The following is a 25,352-nucleotide window of genomic DNA, read 5'->3' on the forward strand; positions in this document are numbered from 1 at the left end:
CCGGTGCCCTTCCGCCGCGGTGTCAGACGGTTCCGCCGTGCCGGGCGATGACGTCGCGCGCGAGCTTCTTGCCGAACGCCGTGTGCGCGGCGAGGGCCTCCTGCGCTGCGTCGACATCGCGGGCGGCCAGGGCCTCCGTGAGGTCGCGGACATGGCCCGTCTCGAGCTGGCGCGACCACTCCTCGGCAGTCAGGGCCTGGCGCCACACCGTCCCGATGCCGAGGCGGCGGAAGGCGTCCGCGAGGGCCGCGGATCCGGCCACCGACACGAGCCGGTCGTGGTACGCGACGTTGAGGGCGAGGAACGCGTCGAGGTCGCCCGCCTCCTCGGCGCGCAGCGCCTCGAGCTCGGAGACGATCCGGCGCAGCTCCGCGACGTCGCCATCGGTGAGCCGGCGCAGATGGGAGGCGATGACGCCGGACTCAATGGTCGCGCGGCCGTCGTAGGCGGCGTCGGTCGTCTGGGCGGTGATGGGCTGAGGCTCGAGCAGTCCCTCATCGTTGCGGGACACGAGTCCCTCGGCGGTGAGCTTCACGAGCGCGTTCTGCACCTGCTCGGGCTCGGAGCGGATCGCCTCGCCGATGGCCACAGGGTCCAGGACCGAGCCGAGCGGGGTGCGGCGCTTGAGCACCCAGTCGCGCACGCCGTCGTACGCCTTGACCTCGAGGACCCGCTCGAGGCGGCCCATCGTGCCGCGGTAGTACGCGAGCGGCTGCCGGTCTGCGGCGCTCGCCTCGGCCACGAGGCCGAGGAACACCGTGTGGGTGCCGCCCGTGGCCGTCTCTGCGATCCGGCACTCGATCGTCGCGAGCGCACCGTCGAGCAGCGGGACCCCGTTCTCGGAGATCGTGTAGCCCACGCCCTCGAACTTGTCACCGCCCTTGCGGCCGAACTGGAACGCGAGCGCCGCCTGGTCCTCGGCGAGGATGTTGATGCCGAACACGCCGGCCTCGACCACGCGGTCGTGCGTCGACGAGGAGCGGTTGAGGCACGCGAGCATCATGGGGGGCTCCATCGAGAGCGAGGAGACGGCTGAGGCCGTCGTGCCGTACGGCTTGCCGTCCACGACGGCCGTGATGACCGTGACGCCGGAGGCGAAGTGCCCGACGACGTTGCGGAACACGACGGGATCGACGACGGGGCCGTCGGCGGTGAGGGGCTGGGCGGTCATGGTGTCCTCCTTGGGACAGGATTTCGGTTGATGAGGCTACGCCGAGGCAGCGCCGCGGCAACGCCGGTCACGGGAGCGTGATCGCGTCGAGGAGCCGCCCGACGCCGGGCGCGTCGGCGAGGTCCAGCGCGAGGTGCAGGGCTCGGCGGGCCCGGTCGGCGGGAAGGCCCGCGAACTCGGCGTTCGCGAGGAACTTCCCCTCGACCTGGGCCGGCGTGAGCGGGGTGTGGTGCCGGTCCCCGAGCGGCGCGTCGACGCGCTCGCGGAACGTCGCGCCGTCGTGCGTGAGGACCTCGACCTCGGCGGTGAGGTACTCGCCCGGGGCGAGCGAGGGGACGATCTCGACGGCGGCCGCGGCCGCGCCCAGCGCCGGGTCGCCGGCGCCGAGCAGGTGCTCGGGCCGCACGTTCCCGTGCGCGAGCGCCGCGACGGCCGTGAAGCGGAGGCTGAACGCGGCGTCGACCTCGGGGGTCCGGCCGGGGGCCCACTCGGCGCCCACGAACCCGGCTGCGGTGCGCGGCGTGACGTGGATGCGGACGCGGGCGGCGTCCTCGAGGCGCACACCGCGGGCGTGCAGCCGAGCGGCGGCGTCGAGGCTCGGGTGGCTTGCGCGGCACGAGCTCCACGGCTTGATGACGCGGTCGCCGCAGAACACCTCGCCGAGCCGCTCGAGCATGAGCTCGGGCCGCGGGTCCGCGCAGAACCGGTCGAGGAAGCCGAAGCGGCCCGCGAGCGGGTCGTCTTCGCCGCGGTACCCGATCGCCGCGAGCTCGACGGCGGTCACGCCCGCCTGCGCGGCGAACGCCATCGGCAGCCGGAACGCGGGCGCGTGGTCGAAGATCGGGGCCACGGATCCGCCGAGCTGCTGGACCGCGAGGCCCCACGCGTCCACGAGCCCGCGCTCGCCGAGCCCGGCGAGCCGCGCGGCCAGGGCCGTCGCGCCGATGCCGTTGACGGTTCCGGTGTTGTCCTGGCCGGAGTACACGTCGAAGCTGCTGCCGACGGCGAGCCGTGCCGTCACGTCGTCCGCGAGGACGAGCGCGTCGAGCAGTTCGGAGCCGGTCGCCCCGCGCCGCTCCGCCTCCGCGAGCGCCACCGGGACCGTGGTCCCCGTGATGTGCGCGGCGACCTCCTGCCCGCCGGGGCCCTCGGCGCTCACGGGCTCGAAGTCGAACGTGCGGGTCAGGACGCTGGCCGCCCACGCGGCGGTGCGCGCCGGCACCCTCACGGCGGTGCCGGGGATGCGCGCGTCCGGCCGGCCGCCCCAGTCCGCGGCGAGCGCCACGAGCTCGGCCGCCCCCGGCGCGCGGTGCCCCGCGAGAGCGCAGCCCACCGCGTCCACGAGGCGCACGACGGCGCGCTCGCGGGCCTCCGCGGGGATCTCACCCGGGCTGGTGGCCGCCACGTGGGAGGCCAGGCGCGAGGTGAGCTGCGCGCGGGCGGCAAGGGCGCAGTCGGGCGTCGTGTCCGGGGGCGCCGGGGATGGCGCGGTGTCGGATTGGGCGGGCGCGGTCATGGTCGTCTCCTTCCAGTGGTGGGGGAGCGGGGTCAGGCGGTCGTGGTGGCGAGGTCGTCGAGCTCGTCGGGGGCCGCGGGGACGGGCTCGATGCCCGCCTCGGCGAACATCGCCGCGTACGCGCCGGTCTCGCCCCTGGCCTGGGCCTTCTTGTGGTCGAGGGCGCGGGCGCGGCCCACGGAGCCGAGGTAGAAGCGTTCGTACAGTTCGATCCGGCTGCCGAGGGCGGAGCCGGCGAAGTCCCATGCGGTGCGGAAGATCCGGGCGCGCTCCTCGGGGGCGATCCCGTTGGCGCCGGGCAGGTACTTGCGCAGGAGCGGGCCGAGGCGCGGGTCCTCGAACGCGCGGGCGGTCGGGGTCGCGAGGAGATTGTGCGAGCCCATGGACTTGATGATGTCGTTGACGCGGGCCATCCAGACCGGCATGACCGTGCGCAGCGACGAGATGTCGTCGTGGCAGAAGAACGCCCCGCCGCCCCAGTCGGAGGCGCGGTTCTCGGCGTCGGCCACGACGGAGCGCGCGATGCGCAGGTACGAGTAGATCTCGCCGAGCATCGAGGCCGTCTCGGGCTTGCCCTCAGTGCCGGTCACCTTGGCCATCTGGGTGCACAGGTCGTAGGCGAACTCGAGCTTGACGGACGCACGGATCGCGGTCTGCTGCTGCGTGTTGCCGGTGGCCGTCGCAGCGTTGATCGCGTTGTACACGCCCAGGTCGCCGTCGATGAACACGCGGTCCCACGGGACGAGGACGTCGTCGAAGATGATCACGGCGTCCTGCTCGTCGAAGCGCGAGGAGAACGGCCGGTCCACGACGTCCATGTCGACCCCGTAGTGGTCGCGGCACACGGCCACGACGCCCGGCGTCGCGACCGGGATCGCGAAGGACAGCGCGTACTCCTCGTAGCCCTTCTGGATCGGCACGGCCGGGTAGACGTACAGCTCGTCGGCGATCGGTCCGAGGGTCGCGAGCATCTTGGCACCGCGGACCACGAGGCCCGCCTCGGTGCGCTCGACGACTCGCAGCGTCAGGTCCTCGTTGATGCCCTGGAGCTCGCCGACGCTCTTGTCGATCGCTGCGTGCACGATCGTGTGGGTGAGGGCGAGGTCCCGTTCCTGGACGAGGCGCCAGTAGGCCTCGAGTCGCTCGAAGTAGACCGGGTCGCCCGAGCGGTCGTAGATGTCCTTGCGGCTCGCGTGGCCGGCGAGGACCACGTTGACGTAGTCCGGGGTGCGGCCGAGCATGCCGTTCGAGTAGCGGGCCAGGCGATCGAAGGCGCGGTGGCGGCGGCCGATGTCCCCGGCGGTCCGCGGGCGCAGGAGCGAGACGTTGTGCTCCTCGCCGGTCTCCGGGTCCACCATGAGGCAGTCGTCCGAGTACTTGTGCTGGTAGTCGAAGTACGCCGCCATGCCGGCGATCGATCCCGCGAACGCCGGATGGGTCACGACGTCGATGCAATGGTCGCCGAGCCACACCTCCCGCGAGTCCGCGAGTCCGGCTCGGTACTGCTCTCCGGTCCGTGCTGCCACGGTGACCTCCTTGTGTCGTGCCCGCTGGGCAAAAATGCATTCTGTGGTCAAGATTACAAACTTGACGGAAGGGGTGCAAGGGGCCGCAAGCAAAGAGTTGCAGAATCGCGGAAGAATATTTTTTCAGGATCACAATGTTCTGTTGGGTCGTGATCTGTGTCATCCTGTGGTGAGACCGATCACCTTTCCCCGCAGAAGGCACCCCCATGAAGCACTCACCGTCGCGTGCCGAGCGCCCCTCCGACACGCTCAATACCAAGGACCTGCGCCGCATCCTCGCCTCGAGCGCCATCGGCTCGATCATCGAGTACTACGACTTCATCCTGTACGCCACCGCGGCGTCACTCATCTTCGACAAGGTCTTCTTCTCGAACCTGCCGCCCGCTGTCGGGCTCTTCGCCTCGTTCGGCACGCTCGCCGTCGGCTACATCGCCCGCCCGCTCGGCGGCATGGTGTTCGGCCACTTCGGCGACCGCGTGAGCCGCAAGCGCATGCTCGTCATCTCGATGCTCATGATGGGCTTCTCCACGGTTGCCGTCGGCTTCCTCCCCACCCAGGCGGCCATCGGGCTCGCCGCGCCGGTCCTCCTCGTGGTCCTGCGCATCATCCAGGGCATCTCGGTGGGCGGCGAGTGGGGCGGCGCGACCCTCATGGCCCTCGAGCACGCCCCCGCCTCCAAGCGCGGCCTCGCTGCCGCGTTCGCCAACTCGGGCGGCCCGGCGGGCGGGCTCGTTGCCACGTTCGTGGTCTCCGGCGCCTCAGCCCTGACGGGGCCCGCGTTCCTCGACTGGGGCTGGCGCATCCCGTTCCTGCTCTCTGCAGTGCTGATCTTCATCGGCATGGTCATCCGGCTCAAGGTCGCCGAGTCGCCGGTCTTCCAGCGGCTCGACGCCGAGTCCGTCGATGCCCATCGCCGCAAGACGCTGCCCGTGGTCGAGGTGTTTCGGAAGCATTGGCGCCCGCTGCTCCTCACGCTTGTCGCGTCGCTCGGCTTCTACACCTGCCAGGGCTTCCTGACCTCGTGGGGCGTCTCCGTCGCGTACGACGAGGGCGTGAGCCGTGAGGGCATCCTCAACGTCAAGGGCGTCGCTGCCGTCGTCACGATCGTGGTGTGCTTCGCCGCGGCCCGTCTCAGCGACCGGCTCGGCCGCCGCGCAGTGCTCGCCGCGGGCGGCATCCTCGGCCTCCTGTGGGTCTACCCCGCGCTCGTCCTCCTGCGCGACGGCACCCTCGTGGGCTTCTCCGTCGCTGTGATCGTGGGCAACGGCCTCATCCAGGGCGTCCTCGCCGGCCCGATCGGTGCGTACATCGCGGAGCAGTTCCCGGCCGCCGTCCGGTACACCGGCGCCTCGCTCTCGTACCAGACCGCCTCGACCCTCGGCGCGGGCCTCACCCCGATGCTCGCGGCCGCCCTCGCCATGACGGGCGGCGGCTCGTTCCTGCTCGTGGGCGTGGCATGGGCCGCCATCTTCGTGGCCGGGCTCGTCGCGGTCTTCCTGAGCCGCGAGGGCACGCGCCTCGGCTCCGACGGCGAGAGCGCCCCTGAGCCCGCCCGGGCCCAGAGCGTGGCTGGCGCCGCGAGCGCCCGCTGAGCGCGCGGCGTTAGCCATGGGGTGCGCTTGACGCGCACCCGTCCGTGACCTCGGCGCTTCCCCCGCCCCCTCCGCCCCTGCGCGCACGACGCCGCCCCCGCGGCTCGTGCGCGCAGGCGACGCCGCGCCGTCGTGCACCATAAAGACGATTTCTTAGAAGATCCCCTCCTGATTTCGATGGTTTACGAGACGAAGTGTCGCGGGCCACGATGGAAGGGATCACCGCGGCGATGCGCCCGGTACGCTGAAAGGAACTCTCGATGACCAACTCGCGCGGACACCACATGGTGCTCACCACGTTCATGCTGCCGGCGGGCTACCACAAGGACAGCTGGCGCATGGACGGCAGCCGAGCGGACGAGCTCGCCAACTTCGACTTCGTCGCCGATCTCACCCGCATGGCCGAGGCCGCCAAGCTCGACGCCGTGTTCTTCGGCGACATCGCCCACGCCAACACGGTGATGCGCGGCGACATCAAGATGAACGGCTTCTACGAGCCCATGACGACGCTCGCGGCGCTCGCCGCGGTGACGAAGAACATCGGCCTCATCGGCACGATCTCGACCTCGTTCTACGAGCCCTACAACGTCGCGCGGCTCCTCGCGGGGCTCGACCACATGTCGGGTGGCCGCGCCGGCTGGAACATCGTCACGAGCTCGGACGGCTTCCAGAACTTCGGCCTCACCGAGGCCCCCGACGGCCCCACCCGCTACCGCCGCGCGGCCGAGTTCGTCGAGGTCGTCCAGAAGCTCTGGGACAGCTGGGAGGACGACGCCGTCATCAACGACCGGGAGTCAGGCTGGTACGTCGACACCTCCAAGATCCACACGATCGACCACGTCGGCGAGTACTTCCGCGTCCAGGGCCCCCTGCCCGGACCGCGCTCGCCGCAGGGCCGGCCGGTGCTCGTCCAGGCCGGCTCGTCCGGGCCCGGCGTGGAGCTCGGCACGTCCGTGGCGGACGGCATCTACACGGCCCAGCCGCTCCTGCAGCCGTCCATCGAGTTCTACGCCGACTTCAAGGCCAAGGCCGCCGCGAAGGGGCGCGACCCCGAGCTCATCAAGATCATCCCCGGCATCCTGCCCATCCTCGGCGAGACCCAGGCCGAGGCCGACGAGCTCGCCAGGGAGCTTGCGCGCAACATCCACATGGAGAACGGCCGCAAGCAGGTCGGCGCCGACCTCAAGCTCGACCTCTCCTCCCTCGACCTCGACGAGGCCATCCCCGCAGGGTGGTTCAGTGAGGACCCCTCCCGCGGCTCGCGGTACCACATCTACCGCCGCAAGAGCGTGGACCAGGGCATGACGCTGCGCGAACTCATCGTTGACCTTGCCCGATCGACCGGGCACCAGTGGATGGCCGGCACCCCGGGCGCCGTTGCCGACCGCATGATCGAGTGGTTCGAGGCGCGCGCGTGCGACGGCTTCAACCTCAACGCCCCGTTCAACCCGGGCGGGTTCGCGCTCATCTGTGACAAGCTCGTCCCCGAGCTCGCAGAGCGCGGCTACTTCCGGCACGAGTACGAGGGCACCACGCTCCGCGAGAACCTCGGGCTCCCCTACCCCTCGTCCAAGCGCGAGTCCGCGCTCGCCTGAGCGGCCTCTCCGTGCGTCGCTCAGCCCGCGCCGGCCGCACCGGCCGCACCGCCGGAGGGCGCGCCGTCGGCCGCGCCGTCACCGGTGAACAGCTCGAGCGCGACGTCGATCCAGGCGCGCGCCCGCACCGACGGGCGCGTGCTGCGGGGCGCCGCGAGGGCTACCTGCACCGGGCGGGCCAGGGCGCCGCGCACGGAGAGCGGCCTCAGCCGCACGCCCAGCTCGGCGTATGGCGCCTCGAGCGCCTTCTGCTGGTACAGCACGGCGATGCCGCGGCCTACCGCCACGAGCGACCGCACCGTCGCGTAGGAGCGGGAGCGGTGCCGCACGGTCGGCACGGCGCCGGCCTCCTCGAACAGCTGCAGGACCCGTCTGCCGAGTGGCGGCGAGTCGAAGAGCACGAGCGGCTCCTCGGCGATGTCCGCGAGCCGCACGGTCGGCGCCTCGGCGAGCCGGTGGTGCTCAGGCAGGAGGACGTGCGGTGCGGCGGTAGCGAGGGCGACGGTCGTGAGCGCGGGGTCCACCGCGGCGTTGTACACGAACGCGACGTCGAGTGCGCCGGCGAGCAGCCGCTCCTGGACGTCCTCGTGGAAGCCCTCCACGAAGTCCACCTCGACCCCCGGGCACTGCCGGGCGAAGTCGCTCAGCATCGCCGGGATGATCGTGGGGCCGAGGGTGATGTCGCAGCCCACCGTGAGCGGGCCGCGCAGCTGCGAGCGGTCCTCGCGGGACAGTGCTGCGATCGAGTCGGCGAGCCGGAGCAGGTCCCGGGCCATGCCCAGGACCTCGCGGCCTGTGGCCGTGAGCGTGACCCCCTTGGCCCGGCGCTTGACGAGGAGCTCGGAGCCCACGGCCCGCTCGAGCTCGGCGACCGAGGTCGAGATGGCCGACGGCGCCATGTGCAGCCGGCGCGCGGCCTCGGCCAGCGTGCCGGACTCGGCGGCGACGACGAAGTGCCACGCCTGCCTCAGCGTGAGGGCGGGCTGCTGCTCGGGGATCACGCGCCCAGCCTAGCGGCCTCCCGGGGCGATTCCCCGGTCCGGCCGCTGAACAACTAGTGAGAACAACGAAGGAAGCGAACATGTCCAGCCACCCCGCCAGTGATCCCCGCGAGGAGTTCCTCAGCCGTGCCGTCGAGATCGTCGGCGCCGACAACGTGGTCCGCCCGGACGGGGAGGACGGCTACCTCGACCCCTACCCGCTCAACAGCGGCCGCTCCGCCTGGCCCGGCGTCCGCCCGGGGAGCACCGAGGAGGTCCAGGCCATCGTGCGCCTCGCCGGAGAGACCGAGACGCCGCTGTGGACGTTCTCCCGCGGCAAGAACCTCGGCTACGGCGGCCCCGAGCCGCGCGACCACGGGATGGTCGCCCTCGACCTCTCCCGCATGAACCGCATCCTCGCGGTCGACGACCGGCTCGGGTACGCCGTCGTCGAGCCGGGGGTGACGTTCTTCGACCTGTTCGAGTACATCAAGGAGCACGGCCTCAACCTCTGGATGAGCGTCCCCGCCCTCGGCTGGGGCTCGATCCTGGGCAACATGCTCGACCGCGGCTACGGAATGACCCCCCTCGGGGACCACGTCAAGAGCCTCTGCGGGCTCGAGGTCGTGCTGCCCGACGGGGATCTCCTGCGCACCGGCATGGGTGCCATGGCGGACTCGGACCTCGGCCCCATCTTCCAGGGCGGCTTCGGGCCCACGCTGGACGGGCTGTTCACCCAGTCCAACCTCGGCGTCGTCGTCTCCGGCGGCCTGTGGCTCATGCCCGCGCCGCAGGCGTTCGCGAACGGCGACATCATGGTCGAGCGCGAGGAGGACCTCCCTGCCCTCATCGACGTGCTGACGCAGCTGCGCCGGGAGGACATCATCCAGAACAACGCGCTGTGCGGCAATGTGGTCCGCGCCGCGACGATGCGCGGGGCGCGGAAGGACTTCTGGAACGGCGAGGGCTCGATCCCTGACTGGCGGCTCGACGAGATGCGCCGGGAGTTCGGGATCGGGCAGTGGAACGCGAAGTTCGGCCTGTACGGCGACCCGGGCCTCGTGCGCCGGCGCCTCGAGATCGTGCGCGAGCGCGTCACCGCCGCGATCCCGGACGCCGTGGTCGACGCGCGGATCTACGAGGGCGAGGAGGGGCGCGCGCTCGAGCATGAGCGCATCGCCGAGGCCGACCGCACCCAGATGGCCGGAGTGCCGACGCTCCGGCCGCTCTCGACCGTCGCGTGGGCGTCGCAGAACGGCGGCCACATCGACGCCGCGCCGATCATCCCGGCTCGCGGCGAGGAGGTCTACGCGTTCTATCAGGAGGCGAAGGCCCTCTACGCCGAGTACGGCTTCGACCTGTACATCGGCTACCACCTGTACCCCCGCCACATGGTCCACGTGACGATGATCTTCTTCGAGCGCGGCAACGAGGAGATGCTCGCCCGCGCCCGCGAGCTGTACGTGCGCCTCCTCGCCGCCGCCCGCGCCCACGGCTACGCCCCGTACCGCAGCCACGTCGACTACATGGACCGGATCGCCGGCGGATTCGACTTCAACGACCACGCGGCGCTCCGCTTCCAGGAGCTGCTCAAGGACGCCGTGGACCCGAAGGGCATCATCGCCCCCGGCAAGCAGGGCGTGTGGCCGGCCCGGTTCCGGGCGGCCCGCTCGTCCGACGCCGACGCGGCCACGTCGCTGGCCCCGGCCCGCTGACCCTCGCCGTAGGGACATGTCCCCTCAACCCAACAGAATGCATTTTTAATGAAAAATTACATTTCTTCCTCTATTATGGATCTAGACGTGACGCTGCTCACCCGGGCGGCCCTTCACACGAGGAGAGCACTGTGACCGAATCTCTGGCACCCGTCGACCTCGCCCACGAGGTCGACGACCTCTACACGCGCGAGCAGTACACCCCCATCACCGAGGACGACGCGTTCCTCGCGCAGACCATCAAGTCGGTCGAGCTTCCGGCGCTCATGGTCGCCCTCGCTGCCGCGACCGGGGACTTCGGCATCCTCCGCGACGACCTCCGCCCGCCGCAGCCGCCGGTCGACACCGTCGGCACGCCGCATGGAGGCATGAGCGAGAGGCAGCAGGCCGAGGCCCGCGAGCTCGCTCTCGCCGCGCTCAAACGGGTCCGCGACGAGCGCATCACCCGCGTCCGCACCCTCAGCGACGAGGAGGCCGACGCTGTGGTCGACTGGATCACCAACGGCGCCGACGCCGCGTACCGCCCGCTCCTCAAGCACGACATGGCCCTCGCCCCGCAGGCCAACGGCCGCCCGCGGTGGCGCGTCGACGAGGTTGCACCGGGCCGGACGTTCTCCGCGGCCGTGATCGGCGCCGGCGTCGCGGGCATGGCCGCAGCGTACCGGCTCAAGCAGGCCGGCATCGAGGTCAAGGTCTTCGAGAAGGGCCACGACGTGGGCGGGACATGGTGGAAGAACACCTACCCGGGCGTGCGCCTCGACACCCCCAACTACGCGTACTCCTTCTCGTTCGCCCAGCGCGACGACTGGCCGCAGCAGTTCTCCCGGGGCCACGAGATCCACGACTACACGCGCACGGTCGCCGAGCGCGGCGGGTTCCTCGAGGACATCGTCTACGGGGCGGAGGTGGAGTCCATCACCTGGGATGAGGACTCCCGCCAGTGGGACGTGCGCGTCCTCGTCGGCGGCACGCCCACCGTCCACCGGGTCAACGCCGTCTTCACGGCCGTAGGCCAGCTTGACCGGCCCAAGATCCCCGCCACCCCGGGCCGCGAGTCATTCACCGGCGCCCAGATGCACTCTGCCGAGTGGAACCATGGGGTCGACATTGCCGGCAAGAGGGTCGCGGTGGTGGGCACGGGAGCCAGCGCCTACCAGATCGTTCCTGCGATCGTGGACCGGGTCGCGTCCCTCACGGTCTTCCAGCGCAGTTCGCCCTGGATGCTGCCCACTCCGATGTATTACGACGACATGCCCGACGCCGTCCTCTGGCTCTCGGACCACCTGCCCCACTTCGGCCAGTGGCTGCGGCTGTGGCAGCACTGGCTCGGCGTCGAGGGGCGCCAGCACACCACGGTGATCGACCCCGAGTGGCCCGGCGAGGACTCGATCTCGGAAGTCCACCACAGGGTGCAGGAGTCGCTTCGCGCGATCCTGGCCGAGCAGTACGCCGGCAGGCCAGACCTCCTCGAGAAGGTCACCCCGGACTACCTGCTCGGCGGCAAGCGCATGCTCCGCGACAACGGCGTGTGGGCGGCCTCCCTCAGGAAGCCCCAGACCACCCTCGTGACCTCCGGGCTCGACCACTTCGTTCCCGAGGGCATCGTGGACGGGGACGGCACACTGCACCAACTCGACGCCGTCATCTATGCCACCGGATTCCAGGCCAGCGAGTTCCTTGAGCCGCTGCGCATCACCGGCCGGGCGGGCCGCGACCTCCACGCCTACTGGCGAGGCGATGCCAAGGCCTACCTCGGCATGACCGTGCCAGGGTTCCCCAACCTGTTCGTCGTCTCGGGCCCCAACACCGGCCACGTGGTCAACGGGAGCCTGTTCTCCATGATCGAGTACGGCCTCGAGTACGCGCTCGACGGCATCCGCCGCGAACTCGAGCAGGGCTGGGCTGCGCTCGACCTGAAGCAGGAGGTCCTCGATGAGTTCTACGAGCGCCTCGATGCCGCCAGCGCCACCAAGGCCTGGGGCCACCCGAGCGTGCACACCTGGTACAAGAACAGGTTCGGGCGGGTGTCCCAGATCTGGCCCCTTCCGGTGCTCGAGTACTGGAAGCTCACCCGCGAGCTCGACCCGGCCCAGTACGAGCCCCTCCCGTGAGCGCCGCTGAAGCCCTGCGGCGGTCCCGGACGTCCGACGCTCCCCGGGGGGCTGACGGCATCATCGTCACCCGCTGCCGGTGGGCTCGCCTCGGGGCGGCGGACGGGGGCGGCGGCCACCTCCCGCCGGCAGCGCCTGTCCCTCCTGCATCACCGGGCACGGTCGAGGAACAGGTGGTCTTCCCGCAGCAGCCGGGCGGACTCGACTGGCTGCTCGGCCCTGCGGCCTCGCAGGTCGAACAGGACGACGACGCGTTCCAGGTGAGCGTGTATGCCCCCGCCGACGCCGGTCCCGCCGCCCCCGTCGTCGTATTCCTGCCCGGCGGCGGCTACGTCTCGGGCGGCGCGTCGCTGCGATGGTACGACGCGTCCGAGCTCGCCCGGGCCACCGGCGCCGTCGTCGTGGTGCCCGCGTACCGGCTCGGCGCGGCGGCCTGCTTCACTCCCGGCGCCGACGGGACGGTGGCGGCCGTCGCCGACGCGATCGCCGCGGTCGAGTGGGCCCTCACGCACGCGGCCCGCTTCGGCGGAAACCCGGCGGACGTCACGCTCGCGGGCCAGTCGGCTGGGGCCTGGCTCGCGTTCGCCGCGGCGCAGGACCCCGCGCTCGCCGGTCGCATCCGGCGCCTTGCCCTGTACAGCCTCCCGTACCAGCCGCCGCCCGGGCCGGAGGGCTCCACCGCGAGGCGACGCGTCTTCGCCGAGGCCCTCGGCGGTGCGGCCGCCGGCGACGCGGCCGCCCTCCTCGCCGCCACGGCCGAGGTCAACCGGGCGTGGGCAGGCCGCGGTCTCGGCGCCCAGCCCCTCGCGGGCGGACGGCTCCGCGCTGACGTCCAGGACTGGCCCGCAGCGGTCGACCGGCTCCTCGGCGTCGAGCAGGTCATCCTGGCCACCACCGCCGATGAGGCCCGTGCCTTCATCCCGCCGGCGGCCGCGGCCGGCCTCCCGGGGCCGGCCGCGGACGGCTTCCGGGCCGCCCACTTCGCGCGGCCGGCCGAGCGGCCCGCCGGTGGGACCCCATGGGAGCGCATGACCGCGGACATGACCGAGTACCAGTTCGCCTCCGCAGCCCGCGAGCTCGCCGCCCAGGTCCGCGCGGCAGGCGTCCCCGTGCACGTCTCGCGCCTCGACGTCGAGGCCGCACCCGACGGCGCCGGCGCGGCCCACTGCTTCGACCTCCCGTTCCTCTTCGCGAACCGCGCGCAGTGGTACGACGCGCCCATGGTCGCGGAGATCCCCGCCGATGCGTTCGGCGCCATCGCCGCGGCCTGGCGGGAGCCGCTCGTGCGGTGCCTCTCCGGGGAGCTGGTGACCACGGCGCCAGGCGAGGTGCGCGCAGTGGGGTGCGTGGGCGGCGTCGTGCGCGTCGAGGAGGTGCCCGACCCCGCGAGCGGCGAGCCGATCCGGCGCGCCGGGCCGTGAGCATGGAGGGAGCCTCAGCGATATCACTCTCTTGACGCACGTCATGATCTTGATATCGTTGAGGTATGACCCAGCCCCAGCCGTCAGCGCCGACGCAGGAACCGACCAGCGGCGTCCGTACCATCGAGGACTCCGTCCGCACTGACTTCCACGGAGCCATGACGTACGGTCGCTACCTCGACCTGGACCGGCTCCTGAACGCCCAGCACCCCGTGAGCGTGCCCGAGCACCACGACGAGATGCTGTTCATCATCCAGCACCAGACGTCCGAGCTGTGGCTCAAGCTCATGCTCCACGAGCTGCGTGAGGCCCGAGCCCGGCTCGCCGCGGATGACCTCGGGATGGCGCTCAAGTGCCTCGCGAGGGTCAAGGCGATCCAGAAGCAGCTCACGGACCAGTGGACCGTGCTCGCGACCCTCACACCGCGCGAGTACGCGCAGTTCCGCGGCGATCTGGGGAACGCGTCGGGCTTCCAGTCGTACCAGTACCGCGCCGTCGAGTTCATCCTCGGCAACAAGCACCGCGGCATGCTCAAGGTCTTCTCGTCCGAGCCCGGGGCGCAGGCCATCCTCGAGGGCCTCCTCGAGGAGCCCACGGTCTACGACGAGTTCCTCCGCGCCGTCGCCCGCGCCGGCTACGCGATCCCCGAGGACGTCCTCGCGCGGGACGTGTCGGAGCCCTGGACGTTCCGGGAGGACCTCCTGCCCGTGTTCCGGCGCATCTACGAGGAGGAGGGGACCCCGTGGGGCCTCTACGAGTCGTGTGAGGCGCTCGTGGACGTCGAGGACAACTTCCAGTTCTGGCGCTTCCGCCACCTGCGCACGGTGCAGCGCACCATCGGTTTCAAGCGCGGCACCGGCGGCTCCTCCGGCGTCGACTTCCTCAAGCGCGCGCTGGACCTCACGTTCTTCCCCGAGCTGTACGCCGTCCGCACCGAGATCGGAGCCTGAGCCGTGGCCCATTCCGTGGATTCCCCCTCGACGCACGACGGCGCGGCCTCGCCGGCCGCGGCCGTCCTCGCCACGCTGGATGCGGCAGCGCTCGACGCCGCCGACCCGCTCGCCCGGTTCCGCGAGCGGTTCCTCGTCCCCGAGGGCGAGCCGGTGGTCTCGTACCTCGACGGCAACTCGCTGGGCCGCCCGCTCGCCGACACGGGGGACCGGCTCGCCGCGTTCACCGCGGGGCCGTGGGGCCAGCGGCTCATCCGGGCGTGGGACGAGGAGTGGATGGAGGAGCCGTTCCGGCTCGGCGACCGCCTCGGAGAGGTGGTCCTCGGCGCCGCACCGGGGCAGACCGTCGTGGCCGACTCGACGTCCGTGATGATCTACAAGCTCGTCCGGGCCGCCCTCGACACCCAGGCCGGCACGGGCCGCGACGAGATCGTGGTCGATTCCGAGAACTTCCCCACGGACCGGTTCATCGTCGAGGGCATCGCCGCCGAGCGCGGCGCCACCATCCGCTGGATCAGTCCCGACCCGGCCACAGGCGTGACCGCCGCGGACGTCGAGTCTGTGCTCGGGCCGCGCACCGCGGTTGTCCTCCTGAGCCACATCGCCTACCGCTCCGGGTTCATCGCGGATGCCGCCGCGATCACCGAGGCCGCGCACCGGGCCGGCGCGCTCGTGGTGTGGGACCTGTGCCACTCGGCCGGGTCGGTGCCGCTCGAGCTCGACGCGTGGGGCGCGGACCTCGCGGTCGGGTGCACGTACAAGTACCTCAACGGCGGCCCCGGCTCGCCCGCGTTCGGGTACGTGCGGCGGGACCTCCAGGACACGATCCGGCAGCCGATCTGGGGCTGGATGGGTGCGGCGGACCCGTTCGGGATGACCGAGTCGTACACGCCGGCGTCCGGCATGCGCCGGTTCATCACCGGCACCCCGCCGATCCTGGCGATGCAGCCGCTCTCCGCCATGGTCGAGCTCATCGCCGAGGCCGGGGGCATCGAGGCTGTTAGGGCCAAGTCCGTGCGGCTGACGGAATTCGCCGCCGCCCTCGTGGACCGGGACCTCGCGCCCCTCGGCGTCGAGTTCGCGAGCCCCCGCGATCCCGGTGTCCGTGGCTCGCACGTCACGATCAACCATCCGAGGTTCCGTGAGGTCACCGCCCTCCTGTGGGAACGTGGCGTGATCCCGGACTTCCGGCCGCCGCACGGCCTGCGGATCGGGCTGTCGCCGCTGAGCACCTCGTTCGAGGAGGTCGAGGCCGGGATCGCGGCGATCCGGGACGCCCTGGCCGAGCTCGCATGAGCCGAGCGAGCGCCGGCGAGGCGACGGTGGAGGCCCGCCACGCGGCGTCGTTGGCGAAGGTAGGGCCGCTGGACGTCGTCCACTCTCCGGAGAACGTCGTCCAGTCCCTGCCGCGGGTGGCCGACGACATGGTCTCCCGCCCGGGGAGCACCGTCTCCCTGCTGCGGACCGTGGTCGGGCTGTACCTGCGCGAGGCGGGCGGCTGGATGGCAGCCGACGCGTTCCTCGCGCTCCTCGGAGCCCTCGGGGTGCCCGTGCCCCAGGCCCGCACCGCGCTGAGCCGCGTCAAGCAGCGTGGCCTCCTCGACGCCGTCGTGCGGCGCGGCGTTCCCGGCTACGCGCTCGCGCCGGGGGCGGAGGCGATGCTCGCCCGGGGAGACCGCCGGATCCACGAGCCGCGAAGCATGGCGCCCGACGCCGAGTGGTGCCTCATCGTGTTCTCCATCCCCGAATCGATGCGGGACAGGCGCCACCAGTTGCGCAAGCAGCTGCGCTGGATCGGCTGCGGCTCGGTCGAGCCCGGGGTGTGGATCTGCCCCGAATACCTCCGGGACGAGGTCGCCGACGCCTTCGAGGACCTTGGTCTCGCAGGGCACGTGGTGCTGTTCACCGCGCGCGGCCTGCCCGAGGGACAGGGCGTGGCTGGGCAGGTGGGCCGGTGGTGGGACCTCGATGCGATCGCCGCCCTGCACCGCGGCTTCATCGCCGGGCAGTCCGGCGTTCCCGAGCGGAGCGCCGGGCCGGCCGAGAGCTTCGCCGCCTACGTGAACTGCATCGATGCGTGGCGCATGATCCCCTACCTCGACCCGGGGCTCCCGGCGAGCCTGCTCCCCGCCGACTGGCCGGGCCCAGAATGCATCGCGCTCTTCCTGCGCATTCGGGCGGCCCACGAGGGCCCGGCCGCCAGGTTTGTGCGGGGCGTCCTGGAGGCCGTGTGAGTACCTGCGGCGGTACGCTCGCATCATGCCCACCACCGCCGTGAACGAGGCGAAGGCCGTCGCGTCGCCCCGCCACCAGCAGCTCATTGTCACAGTGTTCGGCCTGTACGGGCGCGAGCATGGGGGAGCTCTCCCCGTGGCCGGGCTCGTGCGGCTCCTGGGCGACCTCGGCGTCGAGGGCGCTGGCGTCCGCTCTGCGGTGTCCCGCCTCAAGAAGCGTGGCGTCCTCGAGAGCGTGAAGATCGGCAGTGCCGCCGCCTACCGGCTCGGACCAGGGCTCGAGGAGGTCTTCTCCGAGGGCGACGAGCGGATCTTCTCCCCGCGCCGCGCCCGTCCCGACGACCCGTGGCTCCTGGCCGCCTTCTCGGTCCCGGAATCGGAGCGCGCCGTGCGCCACCAGATCCGGGCGGCGTTCACCCGGCTGGGCTTCGGTGCGGTCTCGCCCGGCCTGTGGATCGCGCCGGCCGCGCTCGAGAAGGAGGCCCGCCGCCAGCTCGCCCGTGCGGGTGCGGCGGAGTACGTGGAATTCTTCCGTGCCGAGTACGCGGACGATGGCGAGGGCCCGGGCATGCGCGGACGTGTCGCCGAGTGGTGGGATCTGGACGCGCTCGAGGCGACCTACGTCGACTTCGTCGAGGGCCAGCGCGGCGTGCACGAGCGCTGGGAGGGCCGCACGCCGTCGTCCGCGCAGGACGAGGCCGTCGCGTTCGCCGACTACGTCTCGCTCCTGACCCATTGGCGCCGCCTGCCGTACCTTGATCCGGGCCTGCCTGCCGAGTACCTCCCCGAGACGTGGCACGGGCTCGTGGCCGGGGAGCTCTTCGCGGACCTGAACGCGAAGCTCGCAGGGCCCGCCCGGCGCCATGCCGAACGGGCCCTCGCGGGGAGCTGAACTCGCCTTCTACTCAGATGCGGACCCCGAGCCGATCACGGCCACGCCCTTGATTTCGATCAGGGCCTCCTCCTGCCACAGCCGGGTGATGCCGATGCCCGCCATGGCGGGGTAGTCGCGGCCGGCCATCTCGCGCCAGAGGCGCCCGATCTCGCGGCCGTTGGCCATGTAGTCGTCCACATCGGTGAGGTAGATCGTCACGTCCACGAGGTCCTCGGGGCGCCCGCCCGCCTCCGCGAGCGTGGCCAGGACGTTGCCGAACGCCTGCTTGAATTGCTCGACGATCCCGCCGGGCACGATCTTCATGTCCGCGTCCAGGGCGGTCTGCCCGCCGAGGTACACGGTGTTGCCGACCTTGATCCCGTGCGCGTAGCCCGAGGGCTTCGGCAGCGATGCCGGGTTGATGGTCTCCTTGCGCGTCATCGTCGCCTCCATCGTGTCCTCCTACGGTCCGTTCCAGTGTGGGGCTAGTCACGTCCCTGTGAGCCGTGCTACGTTGAGCTTAGTTGACGAGCGTCAAGAAAGCGACATAAGAAATCCGAGGGGAAGATCCATGGACCTGGCGACCATCCGCACCGCAGAGGGCACCACCGCCGCCGTGCGCAGCGGCGACCGCTGGCTGCCGCTCGGCGCGCCGGACCTGAGCGCGCTCCTCGCCGATCCGTCCTGGCGCACGACGGCGGAGGCTGCCCTCGCGTCCAGCGGGCCGGACGCCGGGGTCGCCCAGGCGGACGCAGAGCTGGCCCTGCCGCTCCCGGCCCCGGCCAAGGTCATCTGCTGCGGCCTCAACTACGCCGACCACATCACCGAGATGGGCCGCGACCTGCCCGAGCACCCCACGCTCTTCGCCAAGTTCGCCGACACCCTCACCGGCCCCACGGACGAGATCGCGGTCCCGCCCGCTGCCCAGGGCGCGCTCGACTGGGAGGCCGAGCTCGCCGTCGTCATCGGCACGGAGCTGCGCGGCGCAGGCGAGGACGAGGCGCGCGCGGGTATCGCCGGCTACACGCTCGCGAATGACATCTCCGTCCGCGACTGGCAGAAGCGCACCCTGCAGTGGTTCCAGGGCAAGGCGTGGGACGCGACGAACCCCCTCGGCCCGGTCCTCGTCACAGCAGACGCAGTCGATCCCGAGGACGGCATCAATATCACGTGTGAGGTCAACGGGATCCGCCGCCAGACCGGCAACACCAAGACCCTCGTCTTCAGCGCCGCGGCCCTCGTGGCCTACATCTCCCAGTTCACCGTGCTCCGCCCCGGCGATGTCATCCTGACCGGCACCTCCGGCGGCGTCGGCATGGGCATGCAGCCTCCGCAGTACCTCGCCGACGGCGACACCGTGGTGGTCGAGGCCGAGGGCCTCGGCCGACTGGCCAACACCATCCGCTTCACCGACTGAACACCCACACACTAGAGAGACGGCAAAGGAGCCATCATGACGCAGCAGACCGAGACCCAGCAGACCGAGTACGCGACCGAGGGCGACAACTCCATCTACGCCCAGCCCGACGGCCGCGTCGTCCCCGTCGTGACGCGCGCCGGCCACGAAGACACCTCGACGATGCAGTCGGGCCAGTGCGTGCGCGTCTCGGGCGTCTCGATCCAGCACACCCCGGCTACCAAGATCTGGTTCGGTCAGGTCTCCAACGAGCCCGGCTACCGCTCGTTCCCGCACCACCACGGCGAGGCCGAGACCGGCGGGTACGTGCTCCGCGGCAAGGGCCGCATCTATTTCGGCGAGGGCTACAAGGACTACATCGACATGACCGCCGGTGACTGGGTCTTCGTCCCGCCCTTCATGCCTCACGTCGAGGCGAACATGTCCATCACCGAGGAGCTCGTGTGGCTCACGGCGCGCACGCCGGAGAACATCGTGGTGAACCTCGAGGACGTCGACGACTCCGAACTCGAGGGGTTCCGCCGGGCATGAGCACCGCGACCACTCACTCGACAGCGCTGCGCGCCTCGCTCACGCTGACGTCCACGGAGCCCGAGCACTTCGACCTCGCGTTCACCGCGACGACCCAGCAGTGCCCGTGGCCCAAGGCCTACGGCGGGGACATGGTCGCCCAGGCCGCTGCGGCCGCGATGCTCTCGGTCGAGGCGGACCGGCGGCTGCACTCCACGCACTCGTACTTCATGCGGCCGGTGGACATCGGCGCGGACGTCCGGTACGAGGTCGAGCTCCTGCGCGACGGCCGCGGCTACTCGACGCGGCAGGTGCGCGCGTACCAGAACGACAAGCCGGTCTACGTCTCCCTCGCCTCGTTCCAGGTCCCGGAGGACGGTGCCCAGCTCGCCCCGGCGATGCCGGCGGGCATCCCGGATCCGGAGTCGCTGCCCAGCTCCGCCGAGTACCTCGCCGCCATTGAGCCGGGAACCGGGACGCTCACGGAGGAGTCCAAGGCGTACTGGTCCGCTGGCCGCTCGTTCGACCACAGGCATGTCCCCGGCCCGGTGTATGTGCGCGTCGAGGGCGAGCACGTTCCGCACCAGGCGGTGTGGGTGCGTGCCTTCGAGTCGCTCGACCGCCCGGCCGCGTCCGGCCCCGGCGCGCTCACCGACGAGCAGCTGCACACGGCGGCCCTTGCCTACGTGTGCGACTACACGATCATCGAACCGACCCTGCGGGCGCTCGGCATCGCGTGGGCCGACCCGGGCCTGGTGACCGCAAGCCTGGACCATTCGATGTGGTTCCACCGGCCGGCTCGCGCCGACGAGTGGCTCCTGTACGCGCAGGAAGCCGCGGGCGCCCAGTCCGGGCGAGGCCTCGGCCTCGGCCGCTTCTTCGACACGGACGGGCGCCTCGTCGCGACCGTCGCGCAGGAGGCCATGGTCCGGCCCGGACGCTGACGTCCGCGCCTCCCAGGCCCCCATGTCCCGACCGCTATCTCCCGGAAAGGCCGCCATGGTCCTCTCACCCTCCGCCCACGCGGACACCTTCGCGCGGGACCACCTTCCCCCCGCCGAGCAGTGGCCCACGTTCGAGTTCACGCTCCCCGAGCTTCAGTACCCGGACCGGCTCAACGCCGGCGCGGAGCTGATCGACGGCGCCGTCGACCGCTTCGGCGCCGACCGCCCCGCGCTCCTGGCCCCAGACGGCACCCGCTGGACCTACGGCGAGCTGCAGGAACGCGCCAACCAGATTGCGCAGGTCCTCACGGAGGACCTCGGCCTCGTCCCCGGCAACCGCGTGCTCCTGCGCTCGCCGAACAACCCCTGGACCGTGGCCGCGTGGCTCGGCGTGCTCAAGGCCGGAGGCGTGGTGGTGACGACCATGTTCGCCCTCCGCGCGGCCGAGATCGCCCAGATCATCGAGCGCACCCTGCCGTCGGTGGCCCTCGTGGACCACCGCTTCGCCGAGGACCTCGACGCCGCGGTCGCGAGCCTCCCCCGTGCAGGCGACCGGCCCGCCGTCGTGCGGTACGGCGGGGACAGCGCCGACGACCTCACCCTCCGCGCGGCGGCCAAGAGCGGCACGTTCGACGCCGTCCCGACGGCCGCGGACGACGTCGCCCTCCTGGGGCCCACCTCGGGCAGCACCGGTGTGCCGAAGGTGACCATGCACTTCCACCGCGACATCCTCGCCAACGCGGACACCTTTGCGCGGTACGTCCTGCGGCCCACCGAAGACGACGTCTTCGCCTGTTCGGCGCCGTTCGCGTTCACGTTCGGGCTCGGCTCCCTCGTGGTGTTCCCGCTGCGCTTCGGCGCATCGGCGCTCCTGACCGAGCGCACGACGCCGGTCCAGCTCGCTGAGCTCGTCGCCAAGCACGGCGTCACGGTCCTCGCGACCGCGCCGACCGCCTACCGGGCCATCCTCAAGGAGGGCCGCGGTGATCTGCTCAAGGGCGTGCGGAAGGCCATCTCGGCCGGGGAACACCTCCCACAGGAGACGTGGCAGCGCGTCTACGACGAGACCGGGCTCAAGCTCATCAACGGCATCGGCGCCACCGAGATGCTGCACGTGTTCATCTCGGCTGCGGGCGAGGACATCCGCCCTGGCGCCACCGGCCGTTCGGTCCCCGGCTTCCGGGCCACCATCCTCGACGCCGACGGCAACGAGCTCGCCCCGGGCGAGCTCGGCCGGCTCGCCGTCATCGGCCCGACGGGCTGTCGGTACCTCTCCGATGAGCGCCAGCTCTCGTACGTGGTCAACGGCTGGAACGTCACCGGGGACACCTTCTACCGCGACGCCGACGGCTACTTCTACTACCAGGCCCGCGCGGACGACATGATCGTCTCCTCCGGCTACAACATCGGTGCCCCAGAGGTCGAGGCCGCCATCAACGAGCACCCCGATGTGATGGAATCCGGCGTCGTGGGACGGCCGGACGCCGAGCGCGGCACCGTGGTGTGCGCGTTCGTGGTCCTGCGTGACGGCGTGGAGGGCGACGACGCCAAGCGCCGCGAGATCCAGGACTTCGTCAAGTCCCGCATTGCCCCCTACAAGTACCCGCGCGACGTCCGCTTCGTCGAGGCCCTCCCGCGCAACCCGAGCGGCAAGCTCCAGCACTACCGCCTGCGCGAGCAGGCCGCCACCAACGGCACCCAGGTTTGAGAGGAAGACCCATGAAGCCCTTGAAAGTTGCAGTCATCGGCGGCGGCCCCGGCGGCCTGTACTTCTCCGCCCTCATGAAGCAGCTCGACCCTTCCCACCAGGTCACGGTGTGGGAACGGAACCGCGCCGAGGACACCTTCGGCTTCGGCGTCGTGTTCTCCGACGAGACCCTCGGCGGGATCGGCAACGCGGACACGGTTGTCGCGGAGTACATGTCGGAGCGGTTCGCCCGCTGGACCGACATTGACATCAGCCTCAACGGCGTCTCGCACACTGTGGGGGGCCAGGGCTTCGCGGCGATGAGCCGCAAGGAGCTCCTCCAGCTGCTCCAGCGCCGCACCGCCGAACTCGGCGTGGACGTCCGCTTCGCCACGATGGCGCCCGACGTCGAGGAGCTCTCCCGCGACTACGATCTGGTCCTCGCGGCAGACGGCGTGAACTCGGCCGTGCGCGCGAAGTTCGCGGACGCCTTCGGGCCGTCCCTGGACGTGCGCCCGAACAAGTACATGTGGCTTGGGACGGACCTCGTCTTCGAGGCGTTCCAGTTCTTCGTCAAGGACACCCAGTGGGGCACGATGCAGATCCACGGGTACCCGTTCTCCGACGAGGGCTCCACGTTCATCGTCGAGATGCACGAGGACGTGTGGCGGGCCGCGGGCTTCGACGAGACCGCGGGCACCGTGTTCCCGCCGGGCGTCTCCGACGAGAAGTCGATCGCGAAGATCCGCGAGATCTTCGCCGACGAGCTCGCCGGCCACGAGGTCCTCGCGAACAACTCGAAGTGGATCAACTTCACCACCGTCCGCAACACGTCGTGGCGCCACGGCAACGTGGTGCTCCTCGGCGACGCGGCGCACACCGCGCACTTCTCGATCGGCTCCGGCACGAAATTGGCCATGGAGGACGCGCTCGCGCTCGCGGCGTGCCTGCACGAGCACCCCACGCTCGAGGCCTCCCTCGAGGCGTACGAGACTGAGCGCCGCCCCGTCGTCGAGTCCACCCAGCGGGCGGCCCAGGCCTCGCTCGAGTGGTTCGAGAACATCGGCATGTACACGTCGCAGGACCCGGTGCAGTTCTGCTTCAACCTGCTGACCCGCTCGCGCCGCATCACCCAGGAGAACCTGCGCCTGCGCGACCCGGAGTTCGCGGCCGAGGTGGACGCCTGCTTCGCGGTCGCCCAGAAGGCGGCCGGCCACGGCGACGGCGCATCCCGGCCTGCGATGTTCCAGCCGTTCCGGATCGGTGGCCTCGAGCTGAAGAACCGCGTGGTCGTCTCGCCCATGGACATGTACTCCGCGGTGGACGGCGTCCCCGGCGACTTCCACCTCGCGCACCTGGGCTCGAAGGCCCTCGGCGGGGCGGGGCTGGTCATGACCGAGATGGTGTGCGTCTCCGCGGAGGGCCGGATCACGCCCGGGTGCGCGGGCCTGTACACGGACGGGCAGCGGGACGCGTGGGGCCGCATCGTGGACTTCATCCACGGCGCCTCGACCGCCAGGATCGGCGCGCAAATCGGCCACTCGGGCCGCAAGGGGTCCACGAAGCTCATGTGGGAGGGCATCGACCAGCCGCTCGAGTCCGGCAACTGGCAGACCGTTGCGCCCTCGGCCCTGCCGTATGGGCCCGGGAACCAGGTCCCCGCCGAGCTGGACCGCGCCGGGATGGGCGTGATCCGCGACGAGTTCGTGGCAGCCGCCCGGCGGGCGGGCGAGGCCGGCTTCGACCTCCTCGAGGTCCACGCCGCCCACGGCTACCTGCTCTCCTCCTTCATCTCGCCGGTCTCGAACCATCGCGCCGATGAGTACGGCGGGAGCCTCGAGAACCGCCTCCGCTTCCCGCTCGAGGTCTTCGATGCCGTCCGTGAGGCGTTCCCGGCGGAGCGACCCGTTACCGTGCGCATCTCCGCCGTGGACTGGCTCCCCGACGGCAATACCGCCGAGGACGGGGTCGAGATCGCCAAGGCGTTCGTGGCGCACGGCGCCGCCGCCGTGGATGTCTCGACGGGACAGATCGCCCAGGAGGAGAAGCCGGCGTTCGGCCGTTCGTACCAGACGCCGTTCGCGGACCGCATCCGCCAGGCGCTTGAGGGCACCGACGCCGCCGTCATCGCCGTGGGCGCCATCTCGAGCTACGACGACGTCAACTCGATCCTCCTCGCCGGACGCGCCGACCTCTGCGCACTGGGCCGTACCCACCTGTACGACCCGAACTGGACCCTGCACGCCGCGGCGGAGCAGGACTACAAGGGCGCCGGGGCCGAGTGGATCCCGCAGTTCAAGGCCGGCCGCCGCAAGCCGCCGTCGGCCCGCACCGACGCGGTCCGCCCGCGGCTCTCGCTCCTGCGCGAGCCCGACGGCGACGGCCTTCCGACGCACCTGCGCTGGACGCCGGCCAAGCGCGGGGTCCTGGCTGGCGCCTGACGCCCCTATCCCGTCCGCTAGCGTCTGAGGGTCACCTCCCGGAGGTCATTGTGAGGACATTGACCTCCGGGATGTGACCCTCAGGCGTTCTAGCCTGACCGTGCTACCAAGGAGGAGACCGTGACCGAGGCGAGCGGCGCCGTCGTGCGCGAAGAGGTGACCAGGACCGTGGAGTGGGTCGACACCGATGCGGCGGGCCACCACCACAACTCGTTCGTGCTGCGCAGCGTCGAGGCCGCGGAGGCCCGGCTGTTCCGGCGCCTGGGGGTCCTGCAGGAGTACTTCGGGGCCGCGCCGCGGGTGCGGCAGGAGGTGGACTACCTCTCGAAGCTGTACTTCGGGCAGGAATCGACCACGGTCCTCGAGCTCGAGGCGGTGGGGCGGTCATCGATGACCTTCCGCTTCCAGGTGTGGGGCGAGGCGCACGACGGCGGTCCCTCCGGCCGCGTCGAGCGGCGCCTTGCGGCGGCGGGCCGGTTCGTGACGGTGCACGTGCCCAGGGACAGTGAGTCGTCGGCCCCGTGGCCGGAGGCCATCAGGGCGGCCGTCACCGTCCCGGCAGCCGCCGAGTAGGGCCCCGGCGCACAGCACGCGGAAGGACCCCCGGTCCGGACAGAACCGCCGTCTGTGGCGCGTGGTTCTGTCCGGAACCGGGGGTCCAGTCCGTC

Annotated in this window: 20 protein-coding genes; 15 read left to right on the forward strand and 5 right to left on the reverse strand. The window is 71.4% G+C overall.

Annotated elements, in window-relative coordinates; genetic code table 11:
• Positions 1-22: 22 nt before the first annotated feature.
• The 3 genes from SCMU_RS00900 to SCMU_RS00910 all read right to left on the reverse strand — a co-directional run bounded on the left by SCMU_RS00900 (position 23) and on the right by SCMU_RS00910 (position 4,213).
• Complete coding sequence (locus SCMU_RS00900) at positions 23-1,171, reverse strand: flavin reductase (protein WP_229231093.1); 1,149 nt, start codon at positions 1,169-1,171, stop codon at positions 23-25.
• A 67-nt stretch (positions 1,172-1,238) separates the two neighbouring features.
• Complete coding sequence (locus SCMU_RS00905; RefSeq protein WP_229231094.1) at positions 1,239-2,687, reverse strand: MmgE/PrpD family protein; 1,449 nt, start codon at positions 2,685-2,687, stop codon at positions 1,239-1,241.
• Between the two features lie 32 nt (positions 2,688-2,719).
• The gene (locus SCMU_RS00910; RefSeq protein ID WP_229231095.1) at positions 2,720-4,213 is read right to left on the reverse strand and encodes a 4-hydroxyphenylacetate 3-hydroxylase N-terminal domain-containing protein; all 1,494 of its coding nucleotides are present in this window, start codon (positions 4,211-4,213) and stop codon (positions 2,720-2,722) included.
• Positions 4,214-4,419: 206 nt separating this feature from the next.
• Between SCMU_RS00910 and SCMU_RS00915 the strand changes: the two genes are divergently transcribed.
• Together SCMU_RS00915 and SCMU_RS00920 are read left to right on the forward strand one after the other, a co-directional pair.
• Complete coding sequence (locus SCMU_RS00915; RefSeq protein WP_229231096.1) at positions 4,420-5,805, forward strand: MFS transporter; 1,386 nt, start codon at positions 4,420-4,422, stop codon at positions 5,803-5,805.
• A 260-nt stretch (positions 5,806-6,065) separates the two neighbouring features.
• Complete coding sequence (locus SCMU_RS00920; protein WP_229231097.1) at positions 6,066-7,400, forward strand: NtaA/DmoA family FMN-dependent monooxygenase; 1,335 nt, start codon at positions 6,066-6,068, stop codon at positions 7,398-7,400.
• A gap of 20 nt (positions 7,401-7,420) precedes the next feature.
• Here SCMU_RS00920 and SCMU_RS00925 read toward each other — a convergent pair whose 3' ends face one another.
• Positions 7,421-8,401, reverse strand: coding sequence for a LysR family transcriptional regulator (locus SCMU_RS00925; RefSeq protein ID WP_229231098.1), 981 nt, complete (start codon positions 8,399-8,401; stop codon positions 7,421-7,423).
• A gap of 80 nt (positions 8,402-8,481) precedes the next feature.
• Here SCMU_RS00925 and SCMU_RS00930 point away from each other — a divergent pair, with 80 nt between their 5' ends.
• From SCMU_RS00930 to SCMU_RS00960, 7 genes are all read left to right on the forward strand, one after another.
• A complete protein-coding gene (locus SCMU_RS00930; protein ID WP_229231099.1) occupies positions 8,482-10,095 on the forward strand; it encodes an FAD-binding oxidoreductase in 1,614 nt (537 codons plus the stop codon).
• A 131-nt stretch (positions 10,096-10,226) separates the two neighbouring features.
• Positions 10,227-12,206: a flavin-containing monooxygenase gene (locus tag SCMU_RS00935; protein WP_229231100.1), complete on the forward strand. Its 1,980-nt coding sequence runs from the start codon at positions 10,227-10,229 to the stop codon at positions 12,204-12,206.
• On the forward strand, positions 12,203-13,627 hold the full coding sequence (locus tag SCMU_RS00940) for a carboxylesterase family protein (protein ID WP_229231101.1): 1,425 nt from the start codon (positions 12,203-12,205) through the stop codon (positions 13,625-13,627). The genes SCMU_RS00935 and SCMU_RS00940 overlap by 4 nt, the downstream gene beginning before the upstream one ends.
• A 65-nt stretch (positions 13,628-13,692) precedes the next feature.
• Positions 13,693-14,577, forward strand: coding sequence for a tryptophan 2,3-dioxygenase (kynA, locus tag SCMU_RS00945; protein ID WP_229231102.1), 885 nt, complete (start codon positions 13,693-13,695; stop codon positions 14,575-14,577).
• Between the two features lie 75 nt (positions 14,578-14,652).
• Positions 14,653-15,873, forward strand: a complete 1,221-nt coding sequence (locus SCMU_RS00950) for a kynureninase (protein WP_229233113.1) — start codon at positions 14,653-14,655, stop codon at positions 15,871-15,873.
• The gene (locus SCMU_RS00955) at positions 15,870-16,811 is read left to right on the forward strand and encodes a PaaX family transcriptional regulator (protein WP_229231103.1); all 942 of its coding nucleotides are present in this window, start codon (positions 15,870-15,872) and stop codon (positions 16,809-16,811) included. Before SCMU_RS00950 ends, SCMU_RS00955 begins: the two co-directional genes overlap by 4 nt.
• 25 nt (positions 16,812-16,836) lie before the next feature.
• Entirely contained in the window at positions 16,837-17,703 is an 867-nt protein-coding gene (locus SCMU_RS00960; RefSeq protein WP_229231104.1) for a PaaX family transcriptional regulator, read from the forward strand.
• Between the two features lie 9 nt (positions 17,704-17,712).
• Here SCMU_RS00960 and SCMU_RS00965 read toward each other — a convergent pair whose 3' ends face one another.
• Positions 17,713-18,138 (reverse strand): RidA family protein, encoded by a 426-nt coding sequence (locus SCMU_RS00965; RefSeq protein ID WP_229231105.1) that lies wholly within the window; start codon positions 18,136-18,138, stop codon positions 17,713-17,715.
• A gap of 118 nt (positions 18,139-18,256) precedes the next feature.
• Here SCMU_RS00965 and SCMU_RS00970 point away from each other — a divergent pair, with 118 nt between their 5' ends.
• From SCMU_RS00970 to SCMU_RS00995, 6 genes are all read left to right on the forward strand, one after another.
• Positions 18,257-19,102 carry a fumarylacetoacetate hydrolase family protein gene (locus SCMU_RS00970; protein ID WP_229231106.1) on the forward strand — a complete coding sequence of 282 codons (846 nt, stop codon included), beginning with the start codon at positions 18,257-18,259 and terminating at the stop codon, positions 19,100-19,102.
• A gap of 36 nt (positions 19,103-19,138) precedes the next feature.
• On the forward strand, positions 19,139-19,633 hold the full coding sequence (locus SCMU_RS00975; protein WP_443020192.1) for a cupin domain-containing protein: 495 nt from the start codon (positions 19,139-19,141) through the stop codon (positions 19,631-19,633).
• Positions 19,630-20,556: an acyl-CoA thioesterase gene (locus tag SCMU_RS00980; RefSeq protein WP_229231107.1), complete on the forward strand. Its 927-nt coding sequence runs from the start codon at positions 19,630-19,632 to the stop codon at positions 20,554-20,556. Before SCMU_RS00975 ends, SCMU_RS00980 begins: the two co-directional genes overlap by 4 nt.
• Positions 20,557-20,611: 55 nt before the next feature.
• A complete protein-coding gene (locus SCMU_RS00985; protein WP_229231108.1) occupies positions 20,612-22,264 on the forward strand; it encodes an AMP-binding protein in 1,653 nt (550 codons plus the stop codon).
• Between the two features lie 20 nt (positions 22,265-22,284).
• Positions 22,285-24,684 (forward strand): bifunctional salicylyl-CoA 5-hydroxylase/oxidoreductase, encoded by a 2,400-nt coding sequence (locus SCMU_RS00990; RefSeq protein ID WP_443020364.1) that lies wholly within the window; start codon positions 22,285-22,287, stop codon positions 24,682-24,684.
• A 120-nt stretch (positions 24,685-24,804) separates the two neighbouring features.
• Positions 24,805-25,257: an acyl-CoA thioesterase gene (locus tag SCMU_RS00995; RefSeq protein WP_229231110.1), complete on the forward strand. Its 453-nt coding sequence runs from the start codon at positions 24,805-24,807 to the stop codon at positions 25,255-25,257.
• Positions 25,258-25,352 lie beyond the last annotated feature (95 nt).

Origin of the sequence: Sinomonas cyclohexanicum (assembly GCF_020886775.1) — a bacterium.
GTDB lineage: Bacteria > Actinomycetota > Actinomycetes > Actinomycetales > Micrococcaceae > Sinomonas > Sinomonas cyclohexanicum.

Bases quoted from the DNA above. Each gene is read 5' to 3' on its own strand.
- SCMU_RS00900 (WP_229231093.1), bottom strand. From the start codon at position 1,171: ATGACCGCCCAGCCCCTCACCGCCGACGGCCCCGTCGTCGATCCCGTC.
- SCMU_RS00905 (WP_229231094.1), bottom strand. From the start codon at position 2,687: ATGACCGCGCCCGCCCAATCCGACACCGCGCCATCCCCGGCGCCCCCG.
- SCMU_RS00915 (WP_229231096.1), top strand. From the start codon at position 4,420: ATGAAGCACTCACCGTCGCGTGCCGAGCGCCCCTCCGACACGCTCAAT.
- SCMU_RS00920 (WP_229231097.1), top strand. From the start codon at position 6,066: ATGACCAACTCGCGCGGACACCACATGGTGCTCACCACGTTCATGCTG.
- SCMU_RS00930 (WP_229231099.1), top strand. From the start codon at position 8,482: ATGTCCAGCCACCCCGCCAGTGATCCCCGCGAGGAGTTCCTCAGCCGT.
- kynA (WP_229231102.1), top strand. From the start codon at position 13,693: ATGACCCAGCCCCAGCCGTCAGCGCCGACGCAGGAACCGACCAGCGGC.
- SCMU_RS00955 (WP_229231103.1), top strand. From the start codon at position 15,870: ATGAGCCGAGCGAGCGCCGGCGAGGCGACGGTGGAGGCCCGCCACGCG.
- SCMU_RS00960 (WP_229231104.1), top strand. From the start codon at position 16,837: ATGCCCACCACCGCCGTGAACGAGGCGAAGGCCGTCGCGTCGCCCCGC.
- SCMU_RS00965 (WP_229231105.1), bottom strand. From the start codon at position 18,138: ATGGAGGCGACGATGACGCGCAAGGAGACCATCAACCCGGCATCGCTG.
- SCMU_RS00970 (WP_229231106.1), top strand. From the start codon at position 18,257: ATGGACCTGGCGACCATCCGCACCGCAGAGGGCACCACCGCCGCCGTG.
- SCMU_RS00975 (WP_443020192.1), top strand. From the start codon at position 19,139: ATGACGCAGCAGACCGAGACCCAGCAGACCGAGTACGCGACCGAGGGC.
- SCMU_RS00980 (WP_229231107.1), top strand. From the start codon at position 19,630: ATGAGCACCGCGACCACTCACTCGACAGCGCTGCGCGCCTCGCTCACG.
- SCMU_RS00985 (WP_229231108.1), top strand. From the start codon at position 20,612: ATGGTCCTCTCACCCTCCGCCCACGCGGACACCTTCGCGCGGGACCAC.